The organism is Bacillus cereus group sp. BfR-BA-01380, from assembly GCF_022663535.1.
GTDB classification, from domain to species: domain Bacteria; phylum Bacillota; class Bacilli; order Bacillales; family Bacillaceae_G; genus Bacillus_A; species Bacillus_A cereus_BB.
Genome location: NZ_JAKUFS010000011.1, coordinates 110,469 through 136,082 on the forward strand (window position 1 = coordinate 110,469; position 25,614 = coordinate 136,082).

Genomic DNA, 25,614 nt, shown 5'->3' on the forward strand with positions numbered 1-25,614 from the left:
AAAACTTCTCATTTTCGAATCATGACTGGAGGAAATAAATTGAACTGAACTACAGTTTCTGAGGGAAACAACCCATTCATTTCATTTTTTGTATTTACGCGGTTATATCTAAACTCTAAGCTACTATCCTCTTTTACAATTGCGACTAGTGTCTCTTGTATAATTTCTCCTTCACTATACGATGCAGAGATGATATTTCCTTCTTGTTTATATTCGAATAGAGTTTGTGTAGAAACTCCTCCATTATCTGTATTTTCAATCAAAATAAATTTACGACCGTTATAATTTATCATATTAAACCTAGTTCCCTTTTACATTTTTATTAAATTATATTATTCCCTTCTACAACTAAACTGCCACGTTAATTTAAGTACAATCCTTCACAAACCCATACTAACATTAACATAAATATCCTATTTTGTTAAAGATTATTATTTCATTAAATGGCCTTTTAATGGAATGGTATGACTGACGTTTTTAAACAACTTTATTGTCACTTAACATTTTCATCCATGTAAAGAAATAGACATTCGTCCTCTTATATCAAAATAAGAAAAAGTGGGGATATCCGTTTCGATATGGACATCTCAAAATAAGCAAAGAAGATTTTACGTTAATAGCACGAGAAACGGGAATCGAAACCATTGAATTCCCTACTTGATAAGAATTTAAAAGGAACAAGTCTTCAACATATCGAAGGCTTGTTCCTTGATCAAACAGACATTCATTCTCGCATATAGCAAGCATTATGTAAGAAAATGAATATAAGCTACAGCATCACACTCTATTTTACAATTTCAAACCCCAGATTTAGTCAATCCCTTTCATTCTCTCTTCTCTATATCCATTCTTTTTATGAAGTAAAAAAGTTATTCTGTCACTATTTTGTCAATTTACTATAAAAAAAGAATGAATTCATAATAAAAATATCTATTCACCCACTGCCAATTGTGATATTCTGTTCATTGGAAAATTTACAAATTGGTGGTGCATCCATGTTTTCAGCGTTCAAAAGGTTTTTAATTGGTAGACCTCTTAAATCAAATGCATTAGGTGAACAAAAATTAAATAAATTAAAGGCATTAGCCATTCTTTCATCTGACGCTCTTTCTTCTGTTGCTTATGGAACAGAACAAATTTTAATAGTTCTTGCAACAATTGGATCGGTCGCTTTTTGGTATTCCATTCCAATCGCAATCGGAGTTCTCGTTTTGTTAACGGCACTTATTTTATCGTACAGACAGATTATTCATGCCTATCCACACGGCGGAGGAGCTTACATTGTTTCCAAAACAAATTTAGGTATAAATGCTGGGCTTGTTGCCGGTGGATCCTTACTGGTAGATTATATTCTTACCGTAGCTGTAAGTGTATCCGCAGGGACAGATGCAATTACATCTGCATTTCCAGCTTTACATCAGTACACCGTAATAATCGCTGTAATACTTGTTATTCTTATTACCATTCTGAATCTTAGAGGAGTAACAGAATCTGCTTCTGTTTTGGCGTATCCTGTCTATCTCTTCGTATTAGCACTTATCGTATTAATTACTGTTGGAGTCTTTAAAATTGCAACTGGACAAGCGCCAGCAACTTTGCATACACCTATCGGTACGGTAGCACCAGGAATTACATTATTCTTTTTATTAAAAGCATTCTCATCTGGGTGTTCTGCATTAACAGGGGTAGAAGCGATTTCAAATGCAATTCCTAACTTTAAGGCGCCAGCTGCTAAAAATGCAGCTACTACTTTAGTAATGATGGGAGCAATTCTTGCAGTCTTATTTACTGGTATCACCGTTTTAGCATATTGGTACGGTATTGCTCCGAAACACAATGAAACTGTTGTCTCTCAAATTGCTTCGGATATATTCGGAAGAAATTATGTGTATTACTTTATTCAAGGAACAACTGCACTTATTTTAGTATTAGCTGCGAATACGGGATTCTCCGCATTCCCATTATTAGCCTACAACCTAGCATCAGATAAATATATGCCTCGCATGTTTTTAATGCGCGGTGATCGATTAGGATATTCAAATGGAATTATGACCTTAGGGATTGCTTCCATTATTTTAATTATTGCGTTTCAAGGAAAAACAGAACAATTAATCCCGCTGTACGCAGTTGGTGTATTTCTTCCTTTCACCTTGTCACAAACGGGAATGATTATAAAATGGTTGCGTGAAAAACCAGCAGGTTGGTTACCTAAATTACTAACAAATTTAGTAGGCGCACTTATTTCATTATCTGTATTACTTATATTCTTTATCACAAAGTTTACACACGTATGGTCTGTTATGATATTCCTGCCAATTATTGTGTACATCTTTCATTGTATCTATAAACATTACGATTCGGTTGGAGAACAACTACGTATCAATCCAAACGACATTCCTCACAAAATTGAAGGAAACATCGTTATCGTACCTGTTGCAGGAATTACAAAAGTAGTTGAACAATCCATTAATTACGCTGAGGCCATTGGTCATACAGTAATTGCTGTATACGTAGCCTTTGATAAAGAAAGTGAAATAAAGATGCAGCAAAAATGGAAAGAATGGAAACCAGATGTTCGCCTGGTTACAGTCGTTTCTTCTTATAGAAGCTTAATGAGACCTATTACAAAATTAATAGCTACAATTCAAGATAAAGCACAAGAAAATCATCATTCCGTTACTGTTCTCATTCCGCAGTTTATAACAAAGAAAAGTTGGCATAACATTTTACACAACCAATCAAGTGTTTTATTAAGGATATACCTTTTATATAAAAAGAATGTTATTGTTTCAACTGTTCCGTATCGATTTAAAAAATAGATTATGAAAATGTTAAAAGTTTCTATTGTTCTATAAAACGATCCCCCTAACTACAAATCAGTTAGGGGGATCGTTTTTGTTTACTTGATTCTCTCCTATTTCTCCACCATGTTCACACCTTATATGCAGCATGAGTAAGTGTTGAGAGTTCTCTTATTTCTTAGTTTTTACATCACATTATTAATATGATTACAGACAAGCCTTCTTGTTACTAAATAATTTTTCTTCCATTCTTTTTATCTAACCCACTCATTTTTCATTACTTTAAAATACAGCTTTTCAAATCCCCTAAAATACTTACTGTAAACGCCTAACGTTTCAATATATGTATTAATAACTTCGCTTAAATCAAAATGAACACCATCTTTAGCTAAGTCATAGCTATCATCTAGACTATATAAATCAAAATATTCATCTTCCCAATACAACCCCCTGTTAACTAAAAGTCTGGTGGTGCATTTAATTGATTCTTCAATCGTCAGTTCATTTTCTTTTAGTTTTTCATGAATGACGGAAAGAGTTAATTTAACGGTGTATTCTTCATCAACTGTGCTACTAAACTCAAATAACTTCCCTTCAATATCATCTATCTTCGCTTTAGACATTAAGGATATCTCAATTATTCCATATGGCGGACTATCGCTTGCTTCAATCAATTTATCACACCATTGAATTACTTCAGCCTTACTCCACAACCCACAGCAAAGCCCTAAGCCATAAATATGGGTTAATTTTTTAACTAAATCCAAAGTTTTCCACCCTCGATTTTTCATATGCATTTTTATTTAATTTTAACCGAATATATAATACATCATATAATTTCTTTGCAAAAGTAGCACATCACATTATTAATAGGATTACGGACAAGTCTTTTTGTTATTAAATAATTCATCTGCTCTTTCACCTTTTGAGTAGAAATCAAGAAGCTATCAATTTTTTTAACCTTATAACATGTAATTCCATCCCCGCATAAAATTATTTTTACATGTATATTTATTAGGGAGAATAAAAGGACTTTATGTATGTTTGAAGCTTATTCAAATAGCGGAACATAAAAAATAATTTATGAATCTGCATACTAAATGTATAAATTCAAGAAAAATTAAACCATTTTCCTCCTAAAAATATAGGCAGCAAGTAGTTTAACTTTTAATATGTGTCTCGTTTTCTGGATTCACTTCGCATTAGCCTATAAGTGGGGGTAGTTCAATCGGTGTTACAATTGGTGCAGCAGCGGGAAATAAACTTGAAGTATTCCAGTGGAATGATAACTCATTTAAAAAGATTGCAGAAGTCCCTTATCATAAGATGGGTCTTTTGAACGGAAACCAAAAGGTAGGTTTAGCAGTTTGGCAGTGGTATCTTGCTGATAGCTATCTTGTAGATACATTGAAAATGGAACGGTAAAAAATTAGCTTTTGATGAAGAATTATATCCCCAATATTATCCTGTCATTAAAAAATTCTATAACGATAAAATTTCAGAAATGGATGCCTGGTTTTATTGGTACTGTCTTGCAGATGCTCAAATAAAAGCAAATTTATTTGAAGAAGCTTCTAACTCCATTCACAAAGGGCGTTCATTAGCAAAGCAATTATCGATGCCAGATGTAGTTCAAAATTTTAACGAATTACTTGGCAGACTTGAAGAAAAGAAAAAACACTTTTCCAACTAAAAACAGTAAATGTTCTGTTTAACCAGGACATTTACTGTTTTTTCTTTATAAAATACAATTCTAAAGCTTGAAGAAACGCTTCCTCACTTTTATCGTGCCACAGAATACTTGTTAAATCATATGAGAAAAATTATAACAATTTGATGTCATGCTTTTTTGTATTAGGCAAAAAAACGAGGATACGAGAAACAAAGTAAGTCGCAATCTAAATGTATACTGTTAGGCAAAAATGTTTGTATAGACCCACCCACTTATTATTTGGTAATGTATGAAAGGACTTTAAATCCTCTAAAATGTAGTATGTTTTGCTAAAGAATATCCTGACAAAGGAAGAAGGAATTTAAAAAATACAAAATCAAATAAATTAGTTGCATTTTATAATCAAAAAACAAGGAGAACACAAATATGAATGAAAGTCGTAAACCTTCTTTATTAGCAGCCTGGATTAGTGTTATAAGTAATGTACTTTTAACTCTCATTAAAATAATAGTTGGAATTCTTTCCAAAAGCCAGGTATTATTAGCTGATGGTATTCACAACGCTGCTGATGTTGTAGCGTCTGTAGCATCTTTAGGATCAATGAAAATTTCAAATCAACCTGCCGACGAAGACCATCCGTATGGTCACGGAAAAGCTGAAGTCGTTTCTTCAGGAATTGTAGCTATTATTCTAATTTTTGCAGCTTTATTTATGACCTATGAATCAATAAAAGCATTGTTTCATCCAGCAACTGAACCCCACATGATTGCTTTTTTAGCAGCTGTTGTTTCTTTGGTCTGGAAGCAAATTTTATATGTATATACAATCCAAATTGGTCGACAAGTAAATAGTAAAGGTCTTATCGCAACCGCTTATGACCATCTCGCTGATGTTTATGCTTCTATTGCGGCTGTAATTGGAATTGGGATCGCTTTACTAAACAATATATATCCAATCCCATATGCAGCTTATGGTGATCCATTAGCTGGAATCATTGTTTCCTTTTTTGTCTTAAGGCTTGCAGTTGGTATGGGGAAAGAAGCTGTATATATATTGATGGAAGGTGGTCTTCCTACTGAAAAGCGTGGTGAATATAAGAAAATAATTCAAGCACATCCATATGTGAAAAGAATTGATAAAATACGAGCTCGCGAACTCGGTCACTATATTTTGGTTGATGTTAGGATTAGTGTCCCTGCACACTTAAGTATCCAACAAGGACACGATATTTGTAGGGAGATAAAAACAACAATTATGAAACACGATCCGGAAGTATATGAGGTACTCATTCATTTAAATCCATGGTATGAAGAAAAATAAGTTCATAAGAGTTTTGAATTATAAAAACAGGAAATCAGAAAATGACTTATAAGATAAAATAAGTAACGATAGAAATCAGCTTGGCAGTAGAAACATATTGCACTTCTCTATGCAGCTAGTATCCTAGTTGGAGGATATAAACCTGCAAAAAGCGCTTTTTATGCCTTAAGAAGTAAAGCATTAGATATGAATGTTCTCATGATATTTGCCGCTATTGGTGCTGCTTTAATCGGTCAATGGCTAGAAGGTGCAACAGTTGTTTGGTTATTCGCATTAGGAGCAACCTTACAAAATAAATCTATTGAACGTACACGCGAATCAATTCGTGGACTGATTGATTTAGCACCCTCAGAAGCATGGGTGAAAGTTGGAACAGAACTTGTAAAGAAATCCGTAGATGATCTTATAGTAAACACAACAATTATTGTGAAGCCTGGTGAAAAAATCCCATTGGATGGCATCGTTATAGGAGGAACTTCTACTGTAAACCAAGCACCTATTACTGGTGAATCCATCCCTATTGATAAACAAATTGGTGATTCCGTGTATGCGGGAACGATTAACGAAGAAGGCTCTCTAGAGATCACGGTAACTAAACTCGTTGAGGATACTACTCTGTCACGAATTATTCATCTTGTCGAGGAAGTACAAGAAAAGAAAGCGCCGACCGAAGCGTTTGTTGATCGCTTCGCAAAAATCTATACACCAATCGTCTTTCTATTAGCAATCGTTGTAATGGTAATCCCTCCTCTCCTTGGCATGGAATCTCGGATGGATTGGATTTATAAAGGACTGGAACTTCTTGTTGTTGAATGTCCTTGTGCTTTAGTCATTTCTACTCCTGTCGCAATTGTATCTGCTATTGGAAATGCTGTACTTAGCGATACAGGTGCTGCACTCCTTGTCATTTTAAATAGTATGCGGTTATTACGAAACAAGTAATCTAGTAGGAGGCTACACATGGCCTCCTTATACATAATGAAAAAATGAAAGGGGATACATATGAAAAAGGTTCGTACTATTGGATTACTGATGATTGTCAGCATGATTGTATTTTTAAGTGCATGTGGTGAAAAAAAATTGAAAGACCCATTGAACTGGAAAGTGGAGAAATTTTCGTATACCGATCAAAATGGAAAACCTTTTGGTCTTTCGGACTTAAAAGGAAAAGTATGGGTAGCAGACTTTATATTCACAAGTTGCGAAACTGTGTGTCCACCTATGACAGCCAATATGACAAAACTTAAAAACATGTTGAAAGAAGCAGGAATCAAAGATGTAGAATTTGTTTCATTCAGTGTAGACCCTACTGTGGACAAGCCAGCAAAAATGAAAGAGTTTATGGGGCGCTATGATACTGATATGTCTAATTGGCACTTTCTAACAAACTATACACAAGAAGAAATTACTACTTTTGCTAAGAATAGCTTCCAAGCATTTGTAGATAAGCCAGCAAGTACAACACAAGTCATTCACGGAACAAACCTCTATCTTGTGGATAAGAACGGAACTGTTGTAAAGAGCTACTCAGCTCTTACAAACACACCGTACGAAGAGATTATCCAAAATATCAAAACGATTCGTTAGTCCAAAATAAAGAATAAAATAGCGAATGTATTTGAAAAAGCAATTTTTGTCACCCTACTATGTTATACAATAAGAATGAGGTGATACATAATGAAAAAAACGCTACAAGATGTGCTTAAAAAGTACGGTGTCATGCATCTAGAGAAAAATATTTCAGATACGCTTGAACCAACGATTCAAATACATTTATGCAGAGAATCTGACGAAAAAATAGTAGTGGGCACATCAAAATTCGGTGGTTTTCCTGATTTGCCTGATGAATTAGAGATTCCAATGAAAAATGACATACCGCTACACTTTATTGGACAACTAAATTTAGAGGAAGTACAACCCTATCACAAAGGAAATCCACTGCCTACAAAGGGTATGCTGTATTTCTTTTATGATGCCGAAGAACAACCATGGGGGTTTGACCCAAACGATATTGGAGGACATCGTGTTCTGTATACGGAACATATAGAAAAACTAAAACGAAGAGAACTCACAACAGAAACGTTCCCACCTTCACTAATTTCATTTCAAGAAACATGGACATTGACAAAAGAAAAAATCGGGAAAACGGGTTTATCAGATGATGATGAATGGGATTTTTATAAAGAAATAGAAGAAGTGTATATCGGGGAAGGGTATAATGGATTGCATCATTTACTCGGTTCAGCACAAGCTATACAGTCAGAAGAAATGGCAGAAGAGTGTCATCTTGTTACGCAAGGATTTTATTTAGGAAATGCAGATCCTTCAAATATAGAGAGAAAACGTTTGTCTGGTAGCCCTCGTGATTGGATGTTACTTTTACAAATTGATACCAACGACGAGTCTCAAATGTATTGGGGAGACACTGGTCTATTGTATTTTTGGATAAAAAAAGAAGATTTATTGCAGAAAAACTTCGAAAATACATGGTTGATTTTGCAATGTTGTTAAACGGAAAAATTAACCATTACGGCAAATAGTTTCAATAATGTAGAGAAGCATAATAAATAATATATAAAAAAAGGGTGTTGAATATGAGTTCTATTAGTTCCATGCCATATGCAGTAAGAAAGACCGATTCTGGTTGGATAAAAGAGACTGCGAAAAAAATCCGAGGAATTAGATTACAATATCAAAGTACCCCTTCATATTATAACGAAATTAAAGATTCCTTTCGGTGCTACGGTTGTTATAAAACATGGGAAGAGAAATATAGAAAAGAACCTCATCAATACGACTTACCAACGCTAACTCATTATATATACAAGAATGATGAAACACACTTTAAGCTCCGCCGCCTTTCACAAGAGAAACATCACGAACATATAGAAAGCTGCTATTTCAAAGATCCAACAAATTATTATAAAAAATTGTCTAATCGTTTTGATTATATCCAAAGTGATAAAAAACAAACTGCTCGTCTTACTATATTAAATCAACTTAAGCAAGCTCTTACAAAAGAGAAAACTCCGCAACAATTTCATTCGAACAAAACATATACAAACAAGATTAACTACATCCAATCATTTGGCGCCTTACAGAACATTTATAATCGCTACCAAGATAGTTGGAAAGAATTAAATGTTATAACAGAAGATAATGAAAACAAGAAAATCGAAGACTTATTAAGATCTCCTATCGAAGCAACACAATTAGCTAAAAGCAATGAAAACAAAATTGTAATTGTTCATGGTATTGTGGAAAAAGTAGAACACCGCAACAATGGCGGTTTTATTAACATTCTATTTAAACAAGGCTCAAGTGAATCTTCCCATCCATTCCGATTATCTATATCACCTTTTCACATTTATAATAAAGAAGATTTAAAATGTCTAGAGAATCGAAAAATTGGATGCTATGGACGATTAGGTTTCAATAAAGGTTATTCACAAATGGAGTTATTTTCTTTACATCATCAAATTGTTTTTTTAGATTTACAAGAAAATGAACTTTGCCCTTTTACACTTCCTGCTATTAACTTTGAGCGCCTTCATAATCTAATTACACAAACAATTGAAATTTATAATGGTAAAGCACAACCTTATAATCCAGGAATGTTTACATATTATTTTCAAAGACAAGCAAATATCTCTCAATTAGAAAAACAGTTTCAACAGGATAAACGAAATAAAGAATCTCTACTTCAGGAAAAAACATTTAAAGTACAACAGAGAAAAGAGGTAACACTTCAGCACGAGCAATTACTAATTCATCAAGCAAATACAAGAAAACAATTAACTGATATTACATCAAAAATAGAAACAGAGCAAAAACGATTCAATAATAAACTCCGTAAATTGATTCGTAATTTTTATAATTTATCTGAATCACAAGAAATTCAAGAACTAGTATCTAAACAAAACATCTTAAGAACACAATTGAATTCATATAAAGAACAAGAAAAAGTTCAACAAAAAAATATTATGTACTTGGATGATTCTATATCTGCTATAGAATCATCCATCAAAAATCTGGATAAAAACCTTTCTAACCTATTAGAAAGTATAAAGAAAATTAAACAAGGATTACACACAGAAAAGGTATGGAAATCGCACTTAGAACAAGAAAATTGTTTTCTTTACCATCATTCAATGGAAAATATGTGGATTGCTATTCAAATAAATCAAAATCAACAACATACATCTAATTTAACATTCACATGCTCATTTCTATATCATTACGAAAATAATACTGAACATATTCAACCTGAAAAAATGGCAAATATTCAATTCGATACACCTTCATATGACCTAATGATTTATAAAATAATACAGAACAAACTTTATCAATCCTTAACTCGTTCTCCAATACAAAAATACCGGGTTAAAAATATCCAAAATGAATCCAAATGTTTTTAATGAGTTCGTTAAAAAGAAAAGACTACCCATTTTTGATATTTCATTATAAAAAAGTAACACCAATTGAATTTGAGATTAAGCCTAAATTTCTTGTCTAGGTACATTGAATACCAATAACACTGATTACAAATAGTTATGTATCCATTTCTGTATAATACATAAAGTTACATATCTTTCTTCAAACTAGCGTAGAGACTACCTAAAAACAAAAAAGCGAGGTTTATGATATGAAAACTTTATGTAAAAACATTATTGCTGGGGGAATCATATTTACTTTGTTCACTATGGGAGATTTGTTGTTTCCCTCTCTTCCCTCATACATAACAACCGTATCCGCTGTTAGTACAAATAATCCTGCTGAACAAGAAGCGCGTCAGGCCGTGAGCAATTTCTTTTCCGCTCAGAAATCAGAAAATGTTGAACAAATGATAAAATATTCTGCATATGTACCTGATATAACAAATCTCAAAGAATTATATACAAGGTTCAACAAGCAGCATCCTTTGCTTAGCGCTTCCATTACTAATGCAAAAGTGATAAGTAATTCACTTGTTATTATTTCTACTGAGATACGTTTCAAAGATAGAATTATGATCAGCACAGGTCCTGTTTATAAAGAAAATAACCAGTGGAAAATCGTAAGAGGAATTCCACCGCAAAGTTATACAGAGACTAACTCGTTACATAAAGCAACTACAGTAGAAAATGAGGCTCAACAAGTTATTAAAAATTTTATTAAAGCTATTGAGTCGAACAAAATAGATGATTTAATGACACATCTATATATTGTTTCTCCATATAATCATGAACAAGTAAAGCAACATTTCATACGTTTAAGCAAAAATTCTACAAAAACAGACCTTAAACAGTTAACAGTTGTTGGAAAGACTTTGGCTTTAGTTAAGCTAGAACAGGACTTTGATAATTATAAGATTTCAGAAACGATTCCTATGTTTAAGGAATCAAATCAATGGAAATTAGTATTTGGTCAGAGATTAACTACTGATTCTATTCCTAAAGGTACAAATGTACAAGAAATTGAATAAGTGAAATAAAGTAGCGAAATGCGTTGACCGCACTTCGCTACTCTTTATACTATTCCCTCAAACCCGCTCCAACAACTTTCCCCGATTCGTCATCTACAAGTTTGATGATATCACCCAATAAGCTACTCTTTGTAGAATGAAACACAACCTTTGTCACTTCTTTCCCCTTAAAAGAACGGTCTTTTAAAGCAAACCCCTCTGCATCTGCAACCGTTTTACTTACTTGGGCTTCTTTCCATTCACCAATTACTTCTTTTTTCTGTGAATCAGAAAGTGAGTTCCAAGCGATTTCCCGTACATCGTTCATTGTTTCTGTTGCTTCTGTTTTGTTGCCTGTTTGCTTATCAGTCGTTTGACATCCGCCTAATGGTAGTGAGGAAAAAACAACTACTGAGAGAATTATAGTCTTCAGTTGTTTCAATATGGCTACGCAGAATAATAAGTAACCTACACTTTCTATTTTCACTTCGCATGTGGCAGAAAAAGTCCCTGACCGCTTCTATGCATGGCCAGATGCTCTCTCCTACCTAATGTCGGTTTTTTAATTGGCATTTATATAACCAAAAGGGGGTACGCCATTTTTTTAACTTGGATTTACATAAATTTTATTCATTTGTTTTTTGTACTTACTGCTAGTTAAAATATAAAATATTATTTGAATTATAGAATATACGCCAAAAACAATTAAACTGTTTTCCCACATATAGTCCCCATCATTAATAACATTATAGATGGTAGATAAATAATACCCTGTGCATATTAACGCTATAATTGGAGGAACAAGAAATACTGCGCCTAATTCTTTCATTGATAACCGATTAATTTCCTTCTTAGTTAAACCTATTTTCATTAATTGTTTACTTCGTTCCCTATCTTCTTCAATAGATGTGATGGTCTTAAAGTATAAAACTGCTGCACTTCCTATTAAAAACATCATTCCCATAAAGCTAAATATAAATAGCATAAAGCCGTTTTCTCGTATCGTATCATCAAATATATTTACTTTAATCGTTAATGTATCGCTAACCTTTTTTCCAAAATTAGCTTCTAACTTAGCCTTGATCCCCTTATATCCATTGCTATTCTTTAGATTCATAAGTACATCATAAGTAACAGCTTCATCCCCTAACTTATTCTTCATTATGTTATAATCTTCATTATTTACAACTAAAACATCACCTCTACGATAATTATCATTGTAGAAATCATTTACAATCGTACCTATTTGATCTCTTTTATTCTCTCTGGCTACATAGATATACTCATCCATCTTATGCTGTTCTTTATATTCCTTTAAAGACACTTCATTTTTCATTGGTTTTTTCGACAAATCTAACATAAAGCCGCTTGCTAAAAAACCACCTTGTTTTTCAAAATGAGAATACAAAATTTCTCCTTGTTTTAGATTCAACTCATGATTCCCTAATGCTCTATAATTATCTTCACTAATCACTAGCATTTTAGGAGCGCGCCATAAGCATTTTCCTTCATAAACCCTAATCTCTGGAATATTTATTCCTTCTAACTCAACATAATTTTTAACTTCCGCTAAGTTTTTTTCAACAAAGTCTTTCATGCTTTTATCTTTCATTTGATTTTTATCAATGATATAACTTATATCATAGGGATACTTTGTATCAATTCGTCTTTCAGTTGACTTATACGCGCCATAGGCAATAGAAATAAACATCATTGCTCCAGAAACCATTAATGTAACTACATACAAAACTGTTCGATACGATTTAAATCGATGCGAAAGAGAATTAATTAGTAAAATATTATTGTTATATGTACTTTTAAAATTTCTCAAAATCTTTACGACAACCGTCATGGAAAAGCCGATTAATAAATAAACGGACACGACTGTACCTAGTATAGAAGATGTACCAACTAAGCCTTCATTATTTTTTATTTCCCCATTCACAACCATACGAAAAGCAATAAGGGAACTTACAAAAATAATGATTCCGATCACGCCTAAAACAGTGCTTGTACGCCCCACATCTCTCTTTGATTTTGACTTTAATATATTAACAACTGAGTATCTCTTTAAGAAAAACATTTGATATAGGGTTGTAAATAAAAATATGACAGCGGATATTAAAAAGATTGTTCCATAAGCTTTCATACTTAAAGGAATATTTATATGATCTATCTTCAATATTTTCCCAATAGCCATGTGAAATAGTCTTGAAAATACGCTTCCCCCAAGAGATGCAAATAGAAATGAGGCCAAAGAAATGATAGCATTTTCATAACAAAGTATTTTTATTATTTCCTTTGAAGTGAATCCAATTGTGAAATATACTCCAAATTCTCTTCCTCTATATTTTGTAAAAGAAACTGTAGTGAAAATGATAAACATGGCTGAAAAGGCTACCATTAATATTACTACAGACATAAAATTTGCTTTAATACTCGAAGTTTCATCAGCTTGCATGAATTCCTTACTAAAAACAATCGTAAAAAACATAAATAAAATACACTGAATAAGGCTATTACCAAGAAGATATGCCGTATAATTTTTAATATTATGCTTAATATTCTTTATAATCATTGAAGAAAAGTCCACTATTCTTATCCTCCTATAATGAATTGTGCTTCTATGATCTTGTCAAAGAATTCTTTTCTATTTCCATTAGAGTTAATTTCAAGCTTAATCATTCCATCTTTTATAAATATAATTCTCTGACAAAAGGATGCTGCAAAAGGATCATGCGTTACCATGACAATAGTCGCTTTTTTCTCTTCATTTATCTTTTTAAAGCTTTCCATTATATTCGTTGATGATTTTGAATCTAAATTTCCTGTTGGCTCATCTCCTAATATTATTTTAGGCTCTTTAATTAGTGTTCTAGCTTGCGCCACTCTCTGCTTTTGGCCACCTGAAATATTATAGGGATAACTATTTTCCACTTTTTTTAAACCAAGATATTCTATTAATCCATTAACCTTCTCTTCAATAATCTTCGGTTTTATTCTGTCTAATGTTAATGGAAATCCTATATTTTCTTTAACGGTCAAGCTGTCCAAAAGATTAAAATCTTGAAATATAAATCCCATATGATTTCTTCTAAAAATAGCCATATCATCTTTTTTCATCGTAAGAATATTCTTTCCATCTATGAAGATCTCACCCGCTGTAGCTTTATCAATTCCAGCTAAAATATTTAATAAAGTTGTTTTACCACTTCCACTAGGTCCCATAACTCCTAAAAACTCTCCATCTTCTACCTTAAAAGAGATGTCATTAAGTGCTTTTATTGCTTGTGCCCCTTTAAATGCATCATAAACTTTCGTAACTCTTCTACATTCTAAAACTCTCATGTAAATCTACCTCGTTTCCCTTCAAAACTTTACCTAAAGTATATTCCTAATTATTATATTCTCAAATTGATTTTCCTTACTTAACCTTACGCCCATGTAAGGTTTCTTGTGTTTCTAGTTAGCTTCCTAACAGAGGATCGTGAAAAGTAATCAAAAAGTGAAATGATGATGGAGTTTTTTGAAGGGGAAAAACAACAAAGGAAACCAAAGTATACTTGGCTTCCTGTAAAATAGGGGCGTGTTTAAGTAAAGATGGACATGAAAAACCTGGGAGAAAGGCATAACCTAAGAAAATTTGTCCAAATTTAAGAATTGATTCGTTTTTAAATACCTAATACTTACCGTTGTACCTTTTGAAACTTCAGATGTGATTTCTATTTTATCATTTAGATTATCACAAATACATTTGCACATATAAAGACCTATGCCAGTCGATTTTTCTTCTTTTCTTCCATTACTTCCCGTAAAAAATGCATCAAAAACCCTGGAAAGTTCCTCTTTTTTTATTCCTACACCTGAATCTTGTATATAAAGCGTAACTTCATTCTCACTCTCTTTGGCATAAAAACAAACCTTTCCTCCTGAAAACGAGTACTTTATGGCATTACTTATCACTTGCTCCATAACATATTTACTCCACTTTTTATCTGATAGGATGACATAATCTTCAGGAATGTTAATCTCCGGAAATACACTCGCATAAATAAAATTTCTTTTTTGTGAATGAATGCTTTCCTTCACTAAATCCTTTAAATGGATAGCTTCAGGAACATAGTCTTTAGAAAACTCTCCTAGTCTGAATATATTCAATGCACCTTCTAAATTCATTTGCAATAAACTATTTTCATCTCGAATATCCTTAATAGCTTCCTCATTAGGTAATTTTTCTAAAGCCAAATGGATGACTGCTACAGAAGTTTTCATATTATGAATCCACTCTATAAGTAATTTTTCCTTCTCTTCATTGTTAACTTCTAAGGCATATATTTTTGAAATATAATTGTTATGAATTTCCCTTATTTCATCAAATACATCTTCAAAAATGCTGCCCTCAGCTTTATGATAAGCAGGACTTGTCTTTATCTCTTCAAGAGACTCATAAAATGATTTGTATATAAAAAATTTATAAACTAAATACACACCCAAACAAAAACAACATACCAAAATAGGATAAAGTATCAATTTATTATCATATAAGAAATAGTAAAAGAGAATGATACAAAAAGAACTACATAAATAAAGAGAAATCGAAGCTTTCTCCTTTTTCAAAGTAGCTCTTACTAGTTTACTTAAGGACATATCCAACTCCCCTCTTCGTTTCAATGGTTAATTGTATGCCCTTCTCTTTAAGCCTTTTCTTTAACCTTGTTATGTTGACTGTTAAAGTATTATCATCTACAAATTCATCTTTATCCCATAACGCTTCTAGTAGTTCCTCTCTTGTAACCACTTTTTCATAATTTGTGAAGAATATTTTAAGAAGCTTGTATTCATTCTTAGATAAAGGAATACTCTCATAATCTACTCTTATTTCCATACTCTCACAAAAAAGCTTTACGTTTTTGACCTCAATCATATTTTCATTTAAGTTATTTACTCTTCTTAACACTGCATTTATTTTTGCTAAAAGTATACCCATACTAAAAGGTTTTGTGATGTAATCATCTGCTCCTAAATCTATTCCTCTAACTTGTTCCCCCTCTTCACTTCTTGAAGAAACTATAATAATAGGTGTTTGTAGCTTTTTTCTAATTACCTTCAAAAAATAAAATCCATCAAACTTCGGAAGATTTATATCCAAAAGTATTAAATCACTCTCTGCCTTATATATTTCTTCCTCAACATGATCAAAATCTTTTATTGTCTGAACCAAATAATCATAAGCACCTAGGTATTCTTTCATATATTTTATTAACTTAATATCATCTTCTATAAGTAAAAGTTTTTTCTTCATCTTTATCCTCTTTTATAATAATCTTAAGGTTAATATTCACAATTATAGCACACCATATTTACTTTATATGACAACTCTCAAATTATTATTATCATGGCCTTAGCTATCTACTTTTATTGTAATATACAAAAAAGCTACATTATTTTTGGTAAGGTTCTCCTTATCGTATCTAAATAAGTTTTTTACTTCCAATTACATTTTTTACTACACCACATACTTTTATCTAGATGGTTACTTATTCTTCAACATCTCTGCAAGTTCATAACGGTTTCTTGAACGATTTCTAGTACATTGGATTCACTTAATTTCTGAGTGAACCGTGAAAAAGAAGCTTCGAAAGGGATGCGATCAGAAAATCATGGCGTAACCGTTTCACAAGATCTTTAATCGTTGGAATTCGTTCCACAATACGAGCAACGAGGGAATAGATCATCGCTGCGTAATTTAATTCTGTTGGCGCACCATAATTGATCGTTTCGAAACAGCGGCTAGGACAGGTTCAATTGTCAATGTCGAAAAAATTGTTTTGAATCGTCTCGTTGGTTCTAAATCATATAAATCTTTGATGTCAAATAGGCTTTCTTGTCGTATAATAGGCACAGGGAGTCAACCTCTTTTCTTGTTTTGGTTTGTGTCGTAACTACCATTATACAAAAATTTAGGAAGGTACTCCTTTTTTATGTTCTCAAAACCCTTGGTACATCAGGGCCGCGAATTATGAAATTGATTCAACTATAAAAAGGGAGAATAAATATGCAATACTTTATTGGGATTGTACCTCCAGACGAATATAAAGAGAAAATAAGTAAAGTTCAACACCGATGGGAAAATAATTTACTTGTCGATGTTGTTGAGCCACACATTACGGTAAAAGCTCAAGGTGGCTTAACTGCTGATTTAGAATGGATTGAAAAGTTGAAAAAGGTTTGTGCAAATTTTTCTGTGTTCAATGTCTCCCTAAATCAACCAATGTTTTTTGGAGAAAGTGTTCTATTCTTGAGTGTTACATCAGAAAAAATTTTTGAATTACATCAAAAAATTGTTAATGCCATTTCTCCTGATAATGAGTTGATTAAAAAATATATGGAACTAGATAATTATGTACCTCATTTAACAATGGGACAAACACATTGGGGGCTATCTAGTAAGGAATTAAAAACCATGGCTAAAATTGCTGAAAAAGAGCTCAGTCCTTATCCTACATTTGAAGTGAGTTTCATAAGGATATATCAAGAAAAAGAAACAAACAGGTATGTAAAATATCTAGATATTCCGCTTAAAAAGCATGTTCAAATGTAGAGTCTCATTCGCTGTCAATTCATTTCATAAGACTTTGAAGGAATAGTAAAACGCTTGAATAATTATCCAAGCGTTTTTAGAGTGCTGTGAGGTGCTTACATGCTAAATAAGTACAATAGATTATTTTATATTTTTAACGAAAACGACCATTTACGATGAAACTTAGAACGTCATTTATCCCGCATTAACGGGCAGTAATACTCCCACCTCAAAATTCAGCGGAAGCAAAGAAGTTAGGCGGGAGATAAACTCCCCGTAAAAGCCCGATTGGTTCAACTAATAATCAGTGGGGGATGAGGAAAACCCCCACTGATTAAAGTTTCACTTTATAGACAACCTTGAGGGCCCCTACCCTATATGTCGCCAAATCAATCCTCAATAGTTAGAATTAAGTTACACACTAATTTATTTTATCATCTCAACAAATTTCTGTAGGGCAGCCGAAAAAAGCACATCTTTTCTCATAATAAAATAAGTTGGTACTTTGGAATACTTCTCATGTAAATCAGTCATAATTAAAGATTGCTCATGGTCTTTCAAAATTGATTTGACCATGACGGCTATGCCCATTCCAGCCTTTACACAACCGATGATTGCTTCAATCGTACCGAATTCTAATACACGCTTTGGATAAATGCCTTCTTCTTTTAACCACTTTTCCATCATATTCCGATAGTTGCAACCGTTCTCAGAGGCTAACATAGTGACTTTATCAAGCTCTTGTAAAGTATGTAATGGTTGATGACTAATAATCGTTAGTTCTTCCTCACAAAACAGAATTGAAGTCAAATCTGGATGATGAACATCTTCAACAATGAATGCCCCTTCTAGTTTACGTTCAAGTACAAGTTGAGTTAGCTCAGTACTTGTATGAGTTTCTAATACTAATTCAACCTCAGGATAATTTTCATAATAGTTTTTTAGAAGAGGAGGTAAACGGACTGCAGCTGTAGAGTTGGTAGATCCAATCTTCAGCGTACCAAGAGGTTTAGAGTGATTACTTTGTACCAATCTGATTGATTGCTCAGTTAGATCCAGAATTTTCCTAGCATATGTTAACAAAATCTCGCCATTAGAATTTAAAGTAACTCCCTTTCCATTCCGGTAAAATAAAGGAACCCCCAGCTCATCTTCTAGCTGTTTAATTTTCATAGTCACATTTGATTGAACATAGCTTAGTGATTTCGCTGCTCTCGATATACTCCCTTCTTCAGCTACCTTTTTAAATACAGTCAAATCTTTAATGTCCATATAACTCACCTCTCAAGATATCAATTTTTTTGATACCTTTTATCTTTATTATTTATTTTACTTGATACCTCTATATTTATACAATAAGAGCGAAGAGGAGGTAATGATAAAATGCAGAAACAAAAAACAAGAAATGATTCCACTAGCTCTTACAGGTGGGTTATCTTATTGATTGCAACTATTTCACAAACATTTGCTACATTTGTTACATACGGGATTGGTCCTTTAGCTTCTTTATGGCAGCAAGTACATCACCTATCTCAATTTCAAACGGGATTACTTGTATCAGTTGTCAATATTGGACCGATCTTCTCGATGTTGTTGTTTGGAAACTTAATGGATCGATATGGAGAAAGATGGATTGTAGGAGGAGGATCTATTTTACTTGGAGCGAGTATGTTGCTTGCCTATCCAGTCACCAATTACACATACGTAGCTGCTATTTTACTATTTGTAGGAGTTTGGTATGGAACGGCACAACCTGGGGGCAGTAAAGCGATTGTAAAGTGGTTTCCTCCTCAGCGTAGAGGACTTGCAATGGGTATTCGTCAAACTGGAATTCCCATCGGAGGCGCTTTAGCTTCTAGTACACTTCCTTTCTTTTTTTATGAATATGGTCTTCCTTCTGTAATCCTTGTGCAAGCAATTGTAGCTATTAGCGGGGGCTTATTGTTCATCCTCTTTTATCGTGAGGAGCGTTCTAACATTCAAAAAACAGAAACGGTTTCCTTCCTTACAAAGTTAAAGAAGATACAAAGAAACGATTCTCTCTATCCTATCTTTTTAATTGGAGTAACAATGATGTCCTTACAAATGGTGCTCGTTTCTCACCTAATGGGCTATCTTACAAATGAAGTTCATACAAATCTTCATCATGCTGGAACATTATTAAGTGTAGTATTGCTAGGTGGAATGATTGGGAGAATCCTTTTAGCATGGGCTAGTGATAACATATTTAAAGGAAATCGTATCATTCCATTACAAATAACTATCGGTATCACTGTCTTATTGCTCCTTTGCACGAGCTATGTCATGACTTATATGACTTTTTGGTTACTTGTAATCTTATGCTTCTTTCTTGGTTTCTTTGCTATTGGGTGGTTTAGTTTATTTATCGTTTTCGTATCAGAAAGATCAGAACCAGAGTTTATTGGTTTAACTGTAAGCTTTGCTTTAACATTAAATCAATTTGCCATTGTACTTGCACCTGCGTTGTTTGGTATACTTGTTGACTATCTACATAGTTATACTGCTCCATTCAGCATACTAGCTCTTCTCATTGCTTTGAGTGGAATATGGTTAACCATTACCGAATATCGTAACAAACAATTACGTATTCAATTCACTGACAGACTTTTAGATAATGATTGCTAATGTAGCAATGTAGTATGCTTCAATTTTTACCATAACTTTATTTACCTAAAGAATATTTATCCGTTTTCAATTCGATATGAGACTATAGCACGTCTCCTCTTATAGGAATCGAGACAGTTTTTGTCGAAAAATAAATAGGCGCCTTTATGCAGTATAAACTGACAAACATACGGTAGAAGAAAGATGGAATACAAGTAATTTTTATAGCTTATTTCATACATTCGCCAGAAATACTAAAAATAAATCAAGACATGTTCCTTTGGATTTATGAAAATAAGAAAAGCATTGAAAATCAATTAGTTTATTAATTGATTTTCAATAACGTGGATCATGTGAAATAAACATATAGAAGATGATTTACCATTTGAATTTAACAAAAAGACCTTTCAAAACTGAACTGTATCCCAAAGCATAGACTTTTTTTAGTGTCTGCGATTCGGGGTACAGTTCACATTAGGTCCTTTTTAGTTCTTTAATCTCATCCATCCATTGTTTCATGCTCTATCCCCTACTACCAATTTCTTTTTGAACCTTTTTAGGTAACTTTTGAAAGACTAGCTCATAGGAATGAATTATTAACTTCTCCCATAACTCTTTAGGAATATCAGCATCTAAATAAATGGAATTCCAGTGCACTTTATTCATGTAATATCCAGGGATAATATCTTCGTATGTTTCCCTTAAATATTCAGCACGCTCAAGATTACATTTCAATGATAGTATAGGCTTTCCCACTGAATCCCCACCAAACATAGCAAACATTTTCCCTCCCACTTGATAACGATCTGCTTGCCATTCTATTTTGTAATCATGAATTGCTCCAGGCTGATTTCAACAATAATCTTCTAATATATGTTTCTCCATAACTAGACTCCTTACGTAAAAATTTATCACTACTAACCCAAACAACATTTATCTCAAATCATATGCCGAGTTGCAATTTGGTACGTAAATAATACAAACTGTTCTTTGCAGTTCCAATTGCTTAACTCCTTCTGAACGAACTCTCGATGTTTTTTAGAGATGTCACTAATTGCATTTCCAACCGACTTTCTTACATATTCACTAGGGTCATTCTTTAAATTTGAAAGCAATTGTATAGCTGCTTCAGGATTTTCCTTAAAAAATGGTTTTGATGTCCATACGCGCAATCCTTCTGTAACAGCTCTTCTTACATTTTCACCCTTATCCGACAACCATTCATTTATAATTGGAAGAGCATTTTCATATCCTGTTTTAAAACAAAATGTATCAAACGCTTTGGCTAACACCTCTTGAGCTCGCCAATCATGATTTTGACTGACCTTACATCTTAAAAAATCAAGAGCTTCCATCTTGTATGGAGAAATTTCTCCTAATAAGAATATAGAAAAATACATCTGTTTAGAGTTATTCGCTGTTGTGTACAGTTGCACTGCTTCCGTGAAGATATCTCTCCAATTCTTATCTTTACAAAATTCACTAGCATATTTTCTTAATGCCGCAATATTCATACTGTCTATTTCCAACAACCTTTCCCCTTCCCTATGAACAAATAATTAAATAATTTAATTATATTAACAATATCATATAAAATGTATTTTTTTAACAATTAATATCTTGCAATTTCACTTAGTGTTAGAAAAATCAGACCTACAATTTATCAGTTTAATTGTAAGTTTTACTTTAACTTTAAATCAATCTGCTAACAGCAAAAAGAGAGCAGACTTTCTGCTCTCTTATGATGCTTTAGTATGACAAGAGGATTCCTCGACACTTCCCATGCGCTTCAGTTTATTCCAGCCTACCGCTATTCCTCGAATAGAAGAAACTATCGATTTAATGACAACATAAGTCATAAATTGACGATAAATAAAGCGTTGTAAAATTAACCAGACTAATGGTTTAGGATTTTCCTTTTCTAATCGAAAGGCAAAGAGTGAAGCTAGAAGGTCAATTACAAAGAATAAAAGGTAAAATCCTAGAACTTTCAAAGGATGACTACTAAATATGCCCATAATCATTAATATATCTGCTAATGGAGAAATCGATTGCAGAATGAATTGGAATAACCACATATTTGGCAGTGCAATAAATCCTAATGTTTTATGTTTCACATTAAATAAAGCTTTTCGGTGCTTCCATAAACACTGAAGTGTTCCATACGACCAACGATATCGCTGTTTAACAAGACTGTTTACATCTTCAGGCGACTCCGTATAAGCATATGCTTTTTCTTCATACACAATTCGATATCCTTGACGTAAAAATGTTAGCGTAAGATCTGTATCTTCCGCAAGTGTATCTTCACTTAAATATCCCGCTTTTTCCACACGTTTTTTATGCCATGCTCCGATAGCACCAGGAACGACAGTAATACAATTTAACTCATCAAAAGCCCTTCGCTCTAAATTAAAGCCTGTAATGTATTCAACATGTTGCCACGTAGTCAACAAATTTCGTCTATTTCCTACTTTAACGTTGCCAGAAACTGCTGCTACATGATCATCTTCAAAATGTCTAACCATTAAAGAAATAGCATCTTGAGCAATAACGGTATCGGCATCTAATGAAATAACAATTTCTCCTCGCGATTGTTGGAATCCTAAATTCATTGCAGATGCTTTCCCACCGTTTTCTTTTTGAATTACATACACTTTAGGATGCTTATGAAATGCTTCTTGAATTGCTTTTGACGTACCATCTTTTGACCCGTCATCTACAATAATAATTTCAAAATCCCGATAATCACTATCCAAAATAGAACGAATCGTTTTCGTAATAACTTTTTCTTCATTATATGCTGCTATCACAACACTAACAAAAGGTTGATAAGTAGAATTAATAGACAAATGGGGTGTAACTTTCTTTTTTTGTCTACATGCAAAATAAATTAAAAATAGGAACCGAAAAATACCTAATCCAATAGCAATATAAAAAATAGTCGTGAATATATGATTCAAATATCCTGCTCCTGAAAAAACAACTCGATCATAAAGTAGGTATGGCTTATCCTTAAAAGAAATGGAGGGCATAACATCATCTCGTTTTTTCCTCATTAAATCTGAAACTGTCACAAAACTATATCCATGTTTTTTTAGGTCTTCAATAATAATTGGTAGTGCCTCTACTGTATGAGTACGATCTCCGCCTGCATCATGAAGGAGAATCACATGCCCTTCACCACTATAAACAGGTTTAAGAACACGTTTTACCAATTCATTTGTTGATGGTTTCGTCCAGTCTTCAGGATCAACCTTTTCTCCGACCATTGTATAATTCATATTTTGAGCACGCAAAATAGGTAGTATCTCATTTGGTAAATATGGTTCAGCATCCGCTTCATATGGCGGTCTAAATAAAGCCGTTGAGTGGCCTGTTGTTTCTTGAATAAGCCGTTGAGCAGCATTTAATTCCATTTTTGTTCGTAATGAAGAAGTATCCGCTATGTTAGGATGTGTGAAAGTATGATTGCCTATTTCATGCCCTTCATCGTATATTCTTTTAAGAATACTAGTATTTAATTGCGCATTTTCACCAACTACAAAGAAATCAGCTTTTACCTTATACTTATCTAATATATCTAAAATTTCCGGCGTATATGTAGGATCAGGTCCATCATCAAATGTGAGTACTACTTGTTTTCCTTTTGGTTGTCCATAGCGTTGCACTTGATATGACGATGGAAGTGATTGATACACTTCATCTGTAAGATCATTATCTTTTCCTACTTTAAAATCCCTAAGTCCTTTTTGACCTTCATGCGTAACTTCTAAGATTTCCCCTTGCCCAGAATAACTTACTTGATTTATGCTATCAATTTTACGTAATGGACTAAGATCCTTTTGTATTTCTATAGGATTTCTTAATGATTTCCATACAGTAGGATCCTCTGCTCCCAATCTCCAAAATGCAAATCCTTTTGCATCATTTTTCAATGCTATTTTCATTTGATTGTAAAGGGTCACACCATCTAAAAACCAAACAATATGATCTTGTGTACCTTCTCTATATCGAAAATAAGGATTTCCACTTATCTTATCCCATTGAATTTTTGCATTCGAATCATGTGTCATCTTCATAATGTCTGAAAAAGTTAAAGGTTTAGCGGGTTTCTTACTATTCCTTTCCCAATCATATCCATAGTTCCCGAAAGCAACTATTAGTTTTTCTGAAGGAATATCTAAATGATTAAGTGTATTCTCAAACCATTTATTTGAAGCAATTGGACCTGAACTCCCAGTTTGATGGTGTTCATCATACATCATCACAATCATACGATCTATTTCTTTTACTAAAGCTCCGTAATCAAAGGTATTATCGGCAGCCGGAACATCTTGTGTCACAAGCAAATGATGTTGATGAAACACAGTAGTAAGTTCTTTCATAAGTCTTGTTAATTCATTTCGATCTTCTTCAGGTATTGACTCAAAGTCGATATTAACACCTGCAAATTGATTGGTTTCAATTTGTTTTACTAAATCATTAATAAACTTTGTCTGTACATCAGCCGGTGCACGCAGCAACTTATGAATTAATGCACCCTCCGAGCCAGAATCAGTAAAGTTATTGATTAAAGGTATAATTTTTACATGATTTTCTTTCGCTAACTTTACAATGTCAGGTTTCATCTCACTACTAATTGTTAAGTCTGCATTTAAGTGATACCACTCTGGTATTAACATCGTTAATGAACGAATATTATCCTTTAAAGAAGTCGTACTGTTTGCATCCCAGTTTACATAAAAACCGTAAACTTCTTTAGGTTGCTTATCATTAACTTCTGAATGTTGAGAATACCTCTTATTATCTATTTTAGTATTAGAGTACTCATATTCTTCACTTTTTAATTCTTTCTGTAACTGCTGATCGTTAAGTTTTTCATTAATAGGGACAATTTTTTTATCTTGAGTTATGAAAGGTTTCATATATGAGAATTTCACATCTGATAAAATGCTTCGAAAGAAAAAGTAAAAAACAATAATCATAATAATTATCGTAAGACATAGAAACCAATTAAAAAATATTTTCCTTCTTCCTTCAGCATCATAAAAAATAACTTTAGATTGTTCTTTCCTTTTCCGCATTGTTTTCTCCATCGTTTTTTGGATATACTCCTTTTATTTTCTTCTGGTACAAATATAAAATATTTTAATAAGTGGAAACTTCCAAC

The 25,614-nt window shown here is 33.0% G+C and carries 20 protein-coding genes and 2 pseudogenes; 10 read left to right on the forward strand and 12 right to left on the reverse strand.

Going from position 1 to position 25,614, the window contains the following annotated elements:
• Positions 1-8: 8 nt before the first annotated feature.
• Positions 9-293, reverse strand: coding sequence for an avidin-fold protein (locus MR076_RS12535; RefSeq protein ID WP_242220999.1), 285 nt, complete (start codon positions 291-293; stop codon positions 9-11).
• Between the two features lie 702 nt (positions 294-995).
• On the opposite strand from MR076_RS12535, the gene MR076_RS12540 reads away from it, so the two are divergent.
• Positions 996-2,819 carry an APC family permease gene (locus MR076_RS12540; RefSeq protein WP_242221001.1) on the forward strand — a complete coding sequence of 608 codons (1,824 nt, stop codon included), beginning with the start codon at positions 996-998 and terminating at the stop codon, positions 2,817-2,819.
• A gap of 236 nt (positions 2,820-3,055) precedes the next feature.
• On the opposite strand, the gene MR076_RS12545 is transcribed toward MR076_RS12540, so the two are convergent.
• A complete protein-coding gene (locus MR076_RS12545; RefSeq protein ID WP_242221002.1) occupies positions 3,056-3,568 on the reverse strand; it encodes a protein kinase in 513 nt (170 codons plus the stop codon).
• A 737-nt stretch (positions 3,569-4,305) separates the two neighbouring features.
• On the opposite strand from MR076_RS12545, the gene MR076_RS12550 reads away from it, so the two are divergent.
• From MR076_RS12550 to MR076_RS12580, 7 genes and pseudogenes are all read left to right on the forward strand, one after another.
• A complete protein-coding gene (locus MR076_RS12550) occupies positions 4,306-4,494 on the forward strand; it encodes a hypothetical protein (RefSeq protein WP_242221004.1) in 189 nt (62 codons plus the stop codon).
• Between the two features lie 405 nt (positions 4,495-4,899).
• Complete coding sequence (locus MR076_RS12555) at positions 4,900-5,793, forward strand: cation diffusion facilitator family transporter (RefSeq protein WP_242221006.1); 894 nt, start codon at positions 4,900-4,902, stop codon at positions 5,791-5,793.
• Between the two features lie 96 nt (positions 5,794-5,889).
• Positions 5,890-6,693, forward strand: a pseudogene (locus MR076_RS12560) (HAD-IC family P-type ATPase); the annotation flags it as partial.
• 102 nt (positions 6,694-6,795) lie between these two features.
• Entirely contained in the window at positions 6,796-7,380 is a 585-nt protein-coding gene (locus MR076_RS12565; RefSeq protein ID WP_242221008.1) for an SCO family protein, read from the forward strand.
• Between the two features lie 90 nt (positions 7,381-7,470).
• The gene (locus tag MR076_RS12570; RefSeq protein ID WP_242221009.1) at positions 7,471-8,304 is read left to right on the forward strand and encodes a YwqG family protein; all 834 of its coding nucleotides are present in this window, start codon (positions 7,471-7,473) and stop codon (positions 8,302-8,304) included.
• An 83-nt stretch (positions 8,305-8,387) separates the two neighbouring features.
• Positions 8,388-10,211 carry a coiled-coil domain-containing protein gene (locus MR076_RS12575; RefSeq protein ID WP_242221010.1) on the forward strand — a complete coding sequence of 608 codons (1,824 nt, stop codon included), beginning with the start codon at positions 8,388-8,390 and terminating at the stop codon, positions 10,209-10,211.
• 227 nt (positions 10,212-10,438) lie between these two features.
• Positions 10,439-11,257, forward strand: a complete 819-nt coding sequence (locus tag MR076_RS12580; protein WP_242221012.1) for a hypothetical protein — start codon at positions 10,439-10,441, stop codon at positions 11,255-11,257.
• A 49-nt stretch (positions 11,258-11,306) separates the two neighbouring features.
• On the opposite strand, the gene MR076_RS12585 is transcribed toward MR076_RS12580, so the two are convergent.
• From MR076_RS12585 to MR076_RS12610, 6 genes and pseudogenes are all read right to left on the reverse strand, one after another.
• Positions 11,307-11,564, reverse strand: a complete 258-nt coding sequence (locus MR076_RS12585) for a hypothetical protein (protein WP_242221014.1) — start codon at positions 11,562-11,564, stop codon at positions 11,307-11,309.
• A gap of 276 nt (positions 11,565-11,840) precedes the next feature.
• A complete protein-coding gene (locus MR076_RS12590) occupies positions 11,841-13,829 on the reverse strand; it encodes an ABC transporter permease (protein ID WP_242221016.1) in 1,989 nt (662 codons plus the stop codon).
• Positions 13,830-13,834: 5 nt separating this feature from the next.
• On the reverse strand, positions 13,835-14,584 hold the full coding sequence (locus MR076_RS12595; protein WP_242221018.1) for an ABC transporter ATP-binding protein: 750 nt from the start codon (positions 14,582-14,584) through the stop codon (positions 13,835-13,837).
• Between the two features lie 285 nt (positions 14,585-14,869).
• Complete coding sequence (locus tag MR076_RS12600; RefSeq protein ID WP_242221020.1) at positions 14,870-15,883, reverse strand: sensor histidine kinase; 1,014 nt, start codon at positions 15,881-15,883, stop codon at positions 14,870-14,872.
• Positions 15,870-16,538, reverse strand: coding sequence for a response regulator transcription factor (locus tag MR076_RS12605; protein ID WP_242221022.1), 669 nt, complete (start codon positions 16,536-16,538; stop codon positions 15,870-15,872). Before MR076_RS12605 ends, MR076_RS12600 begins: the two co-directional genes overlap by 14 nt.
• Before the next feature lie 266 nt (positions 16,539-16,804).
• Positions 16,805-17,138 (reverse strand): annotated as a pseudogene (locus MR076_RS12610) (IS5/IS1182 family transposase); the annotation flags it as partial.
• 153 nt (positions 17,139-17,291) lie between these two features.
• Here MR076_RS12610 and MR076_RS12615 point away from each other — a divergent pair.
• A complete protein-coding gene (locus MR076_RS12615; protein WP_242221024.1) occupies positions 17,292-17,837 on the forward strand; it encodes a 2'-5' RNA ligase family protein in 546 nt (181 codons plus the stop codon).
• Between the two features lie 405 nt (positions 17,838-18,242).
• Here MR076_RS12615 and MR076_RS12620 read toward each other — a convergent pair whose 3' ends face one another.
• Complete coding sequence (locus MR076_RS12620) at positions 18,243-19,088, reverse strand: LysR family transcriptional regulator (RefSeq protein WP_242221025.1); 846 nt, start codon at positions 19,086-19,088, stop codon at positions 18,243-18,245.
• Positions 19,089-19,199: 111 nt separating this feature from the next.
• Here MR076_RS12620 and MR076_RS12625 point away from each other — a divergent pair, with 111 nt between their 5' ends.
• Positions 19,200-20,462: an MFS transporter gene (locus tag MR076_RS12625; protein ID WP_242221028.1), complete on the forward strand. Its 1,263-nt coding sequence runs from the start codon at positions 19,200-19,202 to the stop codon at positions 20,460-20,462.
• A 501-nt stretch (positions 20,463-20,963) separates the two neighbouring features.
• Here the strand turns inward: MR076_RS12625 and MR076_RS12630 are convergent.
• The 3 genes from MR076_RS12630 to MR076_RS12640 form a co-directional block, all read right to left on the reverse strand.
• Entirely contained in the window at positions 20,964-21,278 is a 315-nt protein-coding gene (locus MR076_RS12630) for an MmcQ/YjbR family DNA-binding protein (RefSeq protein ID WP_242221059.1), read from the reverse strand.
• 101 nt (positions 21,279-21,379) lie between these two features.
• Entirely contained in the window at positions 21,380-21,970 is a 591-nt protein-coding gene (locus tag MR076_RS12635; protein ID WP_242221031.1) for a DNA alkylation repair protein, read from the reverse strand.
• Between the two features lie 210 nt (positions 21,971-22,180).
• Positions 22,181-25,528, reverse strand: a complete 3,348-nt coding sequence (locus MR076_RS12640) for a trifunctional glycoside hydrolase family 18/polysaccharide deacetylase/glycosyltransferase family 2 protein (RefSeq protein WP_396021698.1) — start codon at positions 25,526-25,528, stop codon at positions 22,181-22,183.
• Between the last annotated feature and the right edge of the window lie 86 nt (positions 25,529-25,614).

Coding starts and splice junctions, on each gene's coding strand:
- MR076_RS12535 (WP_242220999.1), bottom strand. CDS start 293: ATGATAAATTATAACGGTCGTAAATTTATTTTGATTGAAAATACAGAT.
- MR076_RS12540 (WP_242221001.1), top strand. CDS start 996: ATGTTTTCAGCGTTCAAAAGGTTTTTAATTGGTAGACCTCTTAAATCA.
- MR076_RS12550 (WP_242221004.1), top strand. CDS start 4,306: ATGGATGCCTGGTTTTATTGGTACTGTCTTGCAGATGCTCAAATAAAA.
- MR076_RS12555 (WP_242221006.1), top strand. CDS start 4,900: ATGAATGAAAGTCGTAAACCTTCTTTATTAGCAGCCTGGATTAGTGTT.
- MR076_RS12565 (WP_242221008.1), top strand. CDS start 6,796: ATGAAAAAGGTTCGTACTATTGGATTACTGATGATTGTCAGCATGATT.
- MR076_RS12570 (WP_242221009.1), top strand. CDS start 7,471: ATGAAAAAAACGCTACAAGATGTGCTTAAAAAGTACGGTGTCATGCAT.
- MR076_RS12575 (WP_242221010.1), top strand. CDS start 8,388: ATGAGTTCTATTAGTTCCATGCCATATGCAGTAAGAAAGACCGATTCT.
- MR076_RS12580 (WP_242221012.1), top strand. CDS start 10,439: ATGAAAACTTTATGTAAAAACATTATTGCTGGGGGAATCATATTTACT.
- MR076_RS12585 (WP_242221014.1), bottom strand. CDS start 11,564: ATGAACGATGTACGGGAAATCGCTTGGAACTCACTTTCTGATTCACAG.
- MR076_RS12595 (WP_242221018.1), bottom strand. CDS start 14,584: ATGAGAGTTTTAGAATGTAGAAGAGTTACGAAAGTTTATGATGCATTT.
- MR076_RS12600 (WP_242221020.1), bottom strand. CDS start 15,883: ATGTCCTTAAGTAAACTAGTAAGAGCTACTTTGAAAAAGGAGAAAGCT.
- MR076_RS12605 (WP_242221022.1), bottom strand. CDS start 16,538: ATGAAGAAAAAACTTTTACTTATAGAAGATGATATTAAGTTAATAAAA.
- MR076_RS12615 (WP_242221024.1), top strand. CDS start 17,292: ATGCAATACTTTATTGGGATTGTACCTCCAGACGAATATAAAGAGAAA.
- MR076_RS12620 (WP_242221025.1), bottom strand. CDS start 19,088: ATGGACATTAAAGATTTGACTGTATTTAAAAAGGTAGCTGAAGAAGGG.
- MR076_RS12625 (WP_242221028.1), top strand. CDS start 19,200: ATGCAGAAACAAAAAACAAGAAATGATTCCACTAGCTCTTACAGGTGG.
- MR076_RS12640 (WP_396021698.1), bottom strand. CDS start 25,528: ATGCGGAAAAGGAAAGAACAATCTAAAGTTATTTTTTATGATGCTGAA.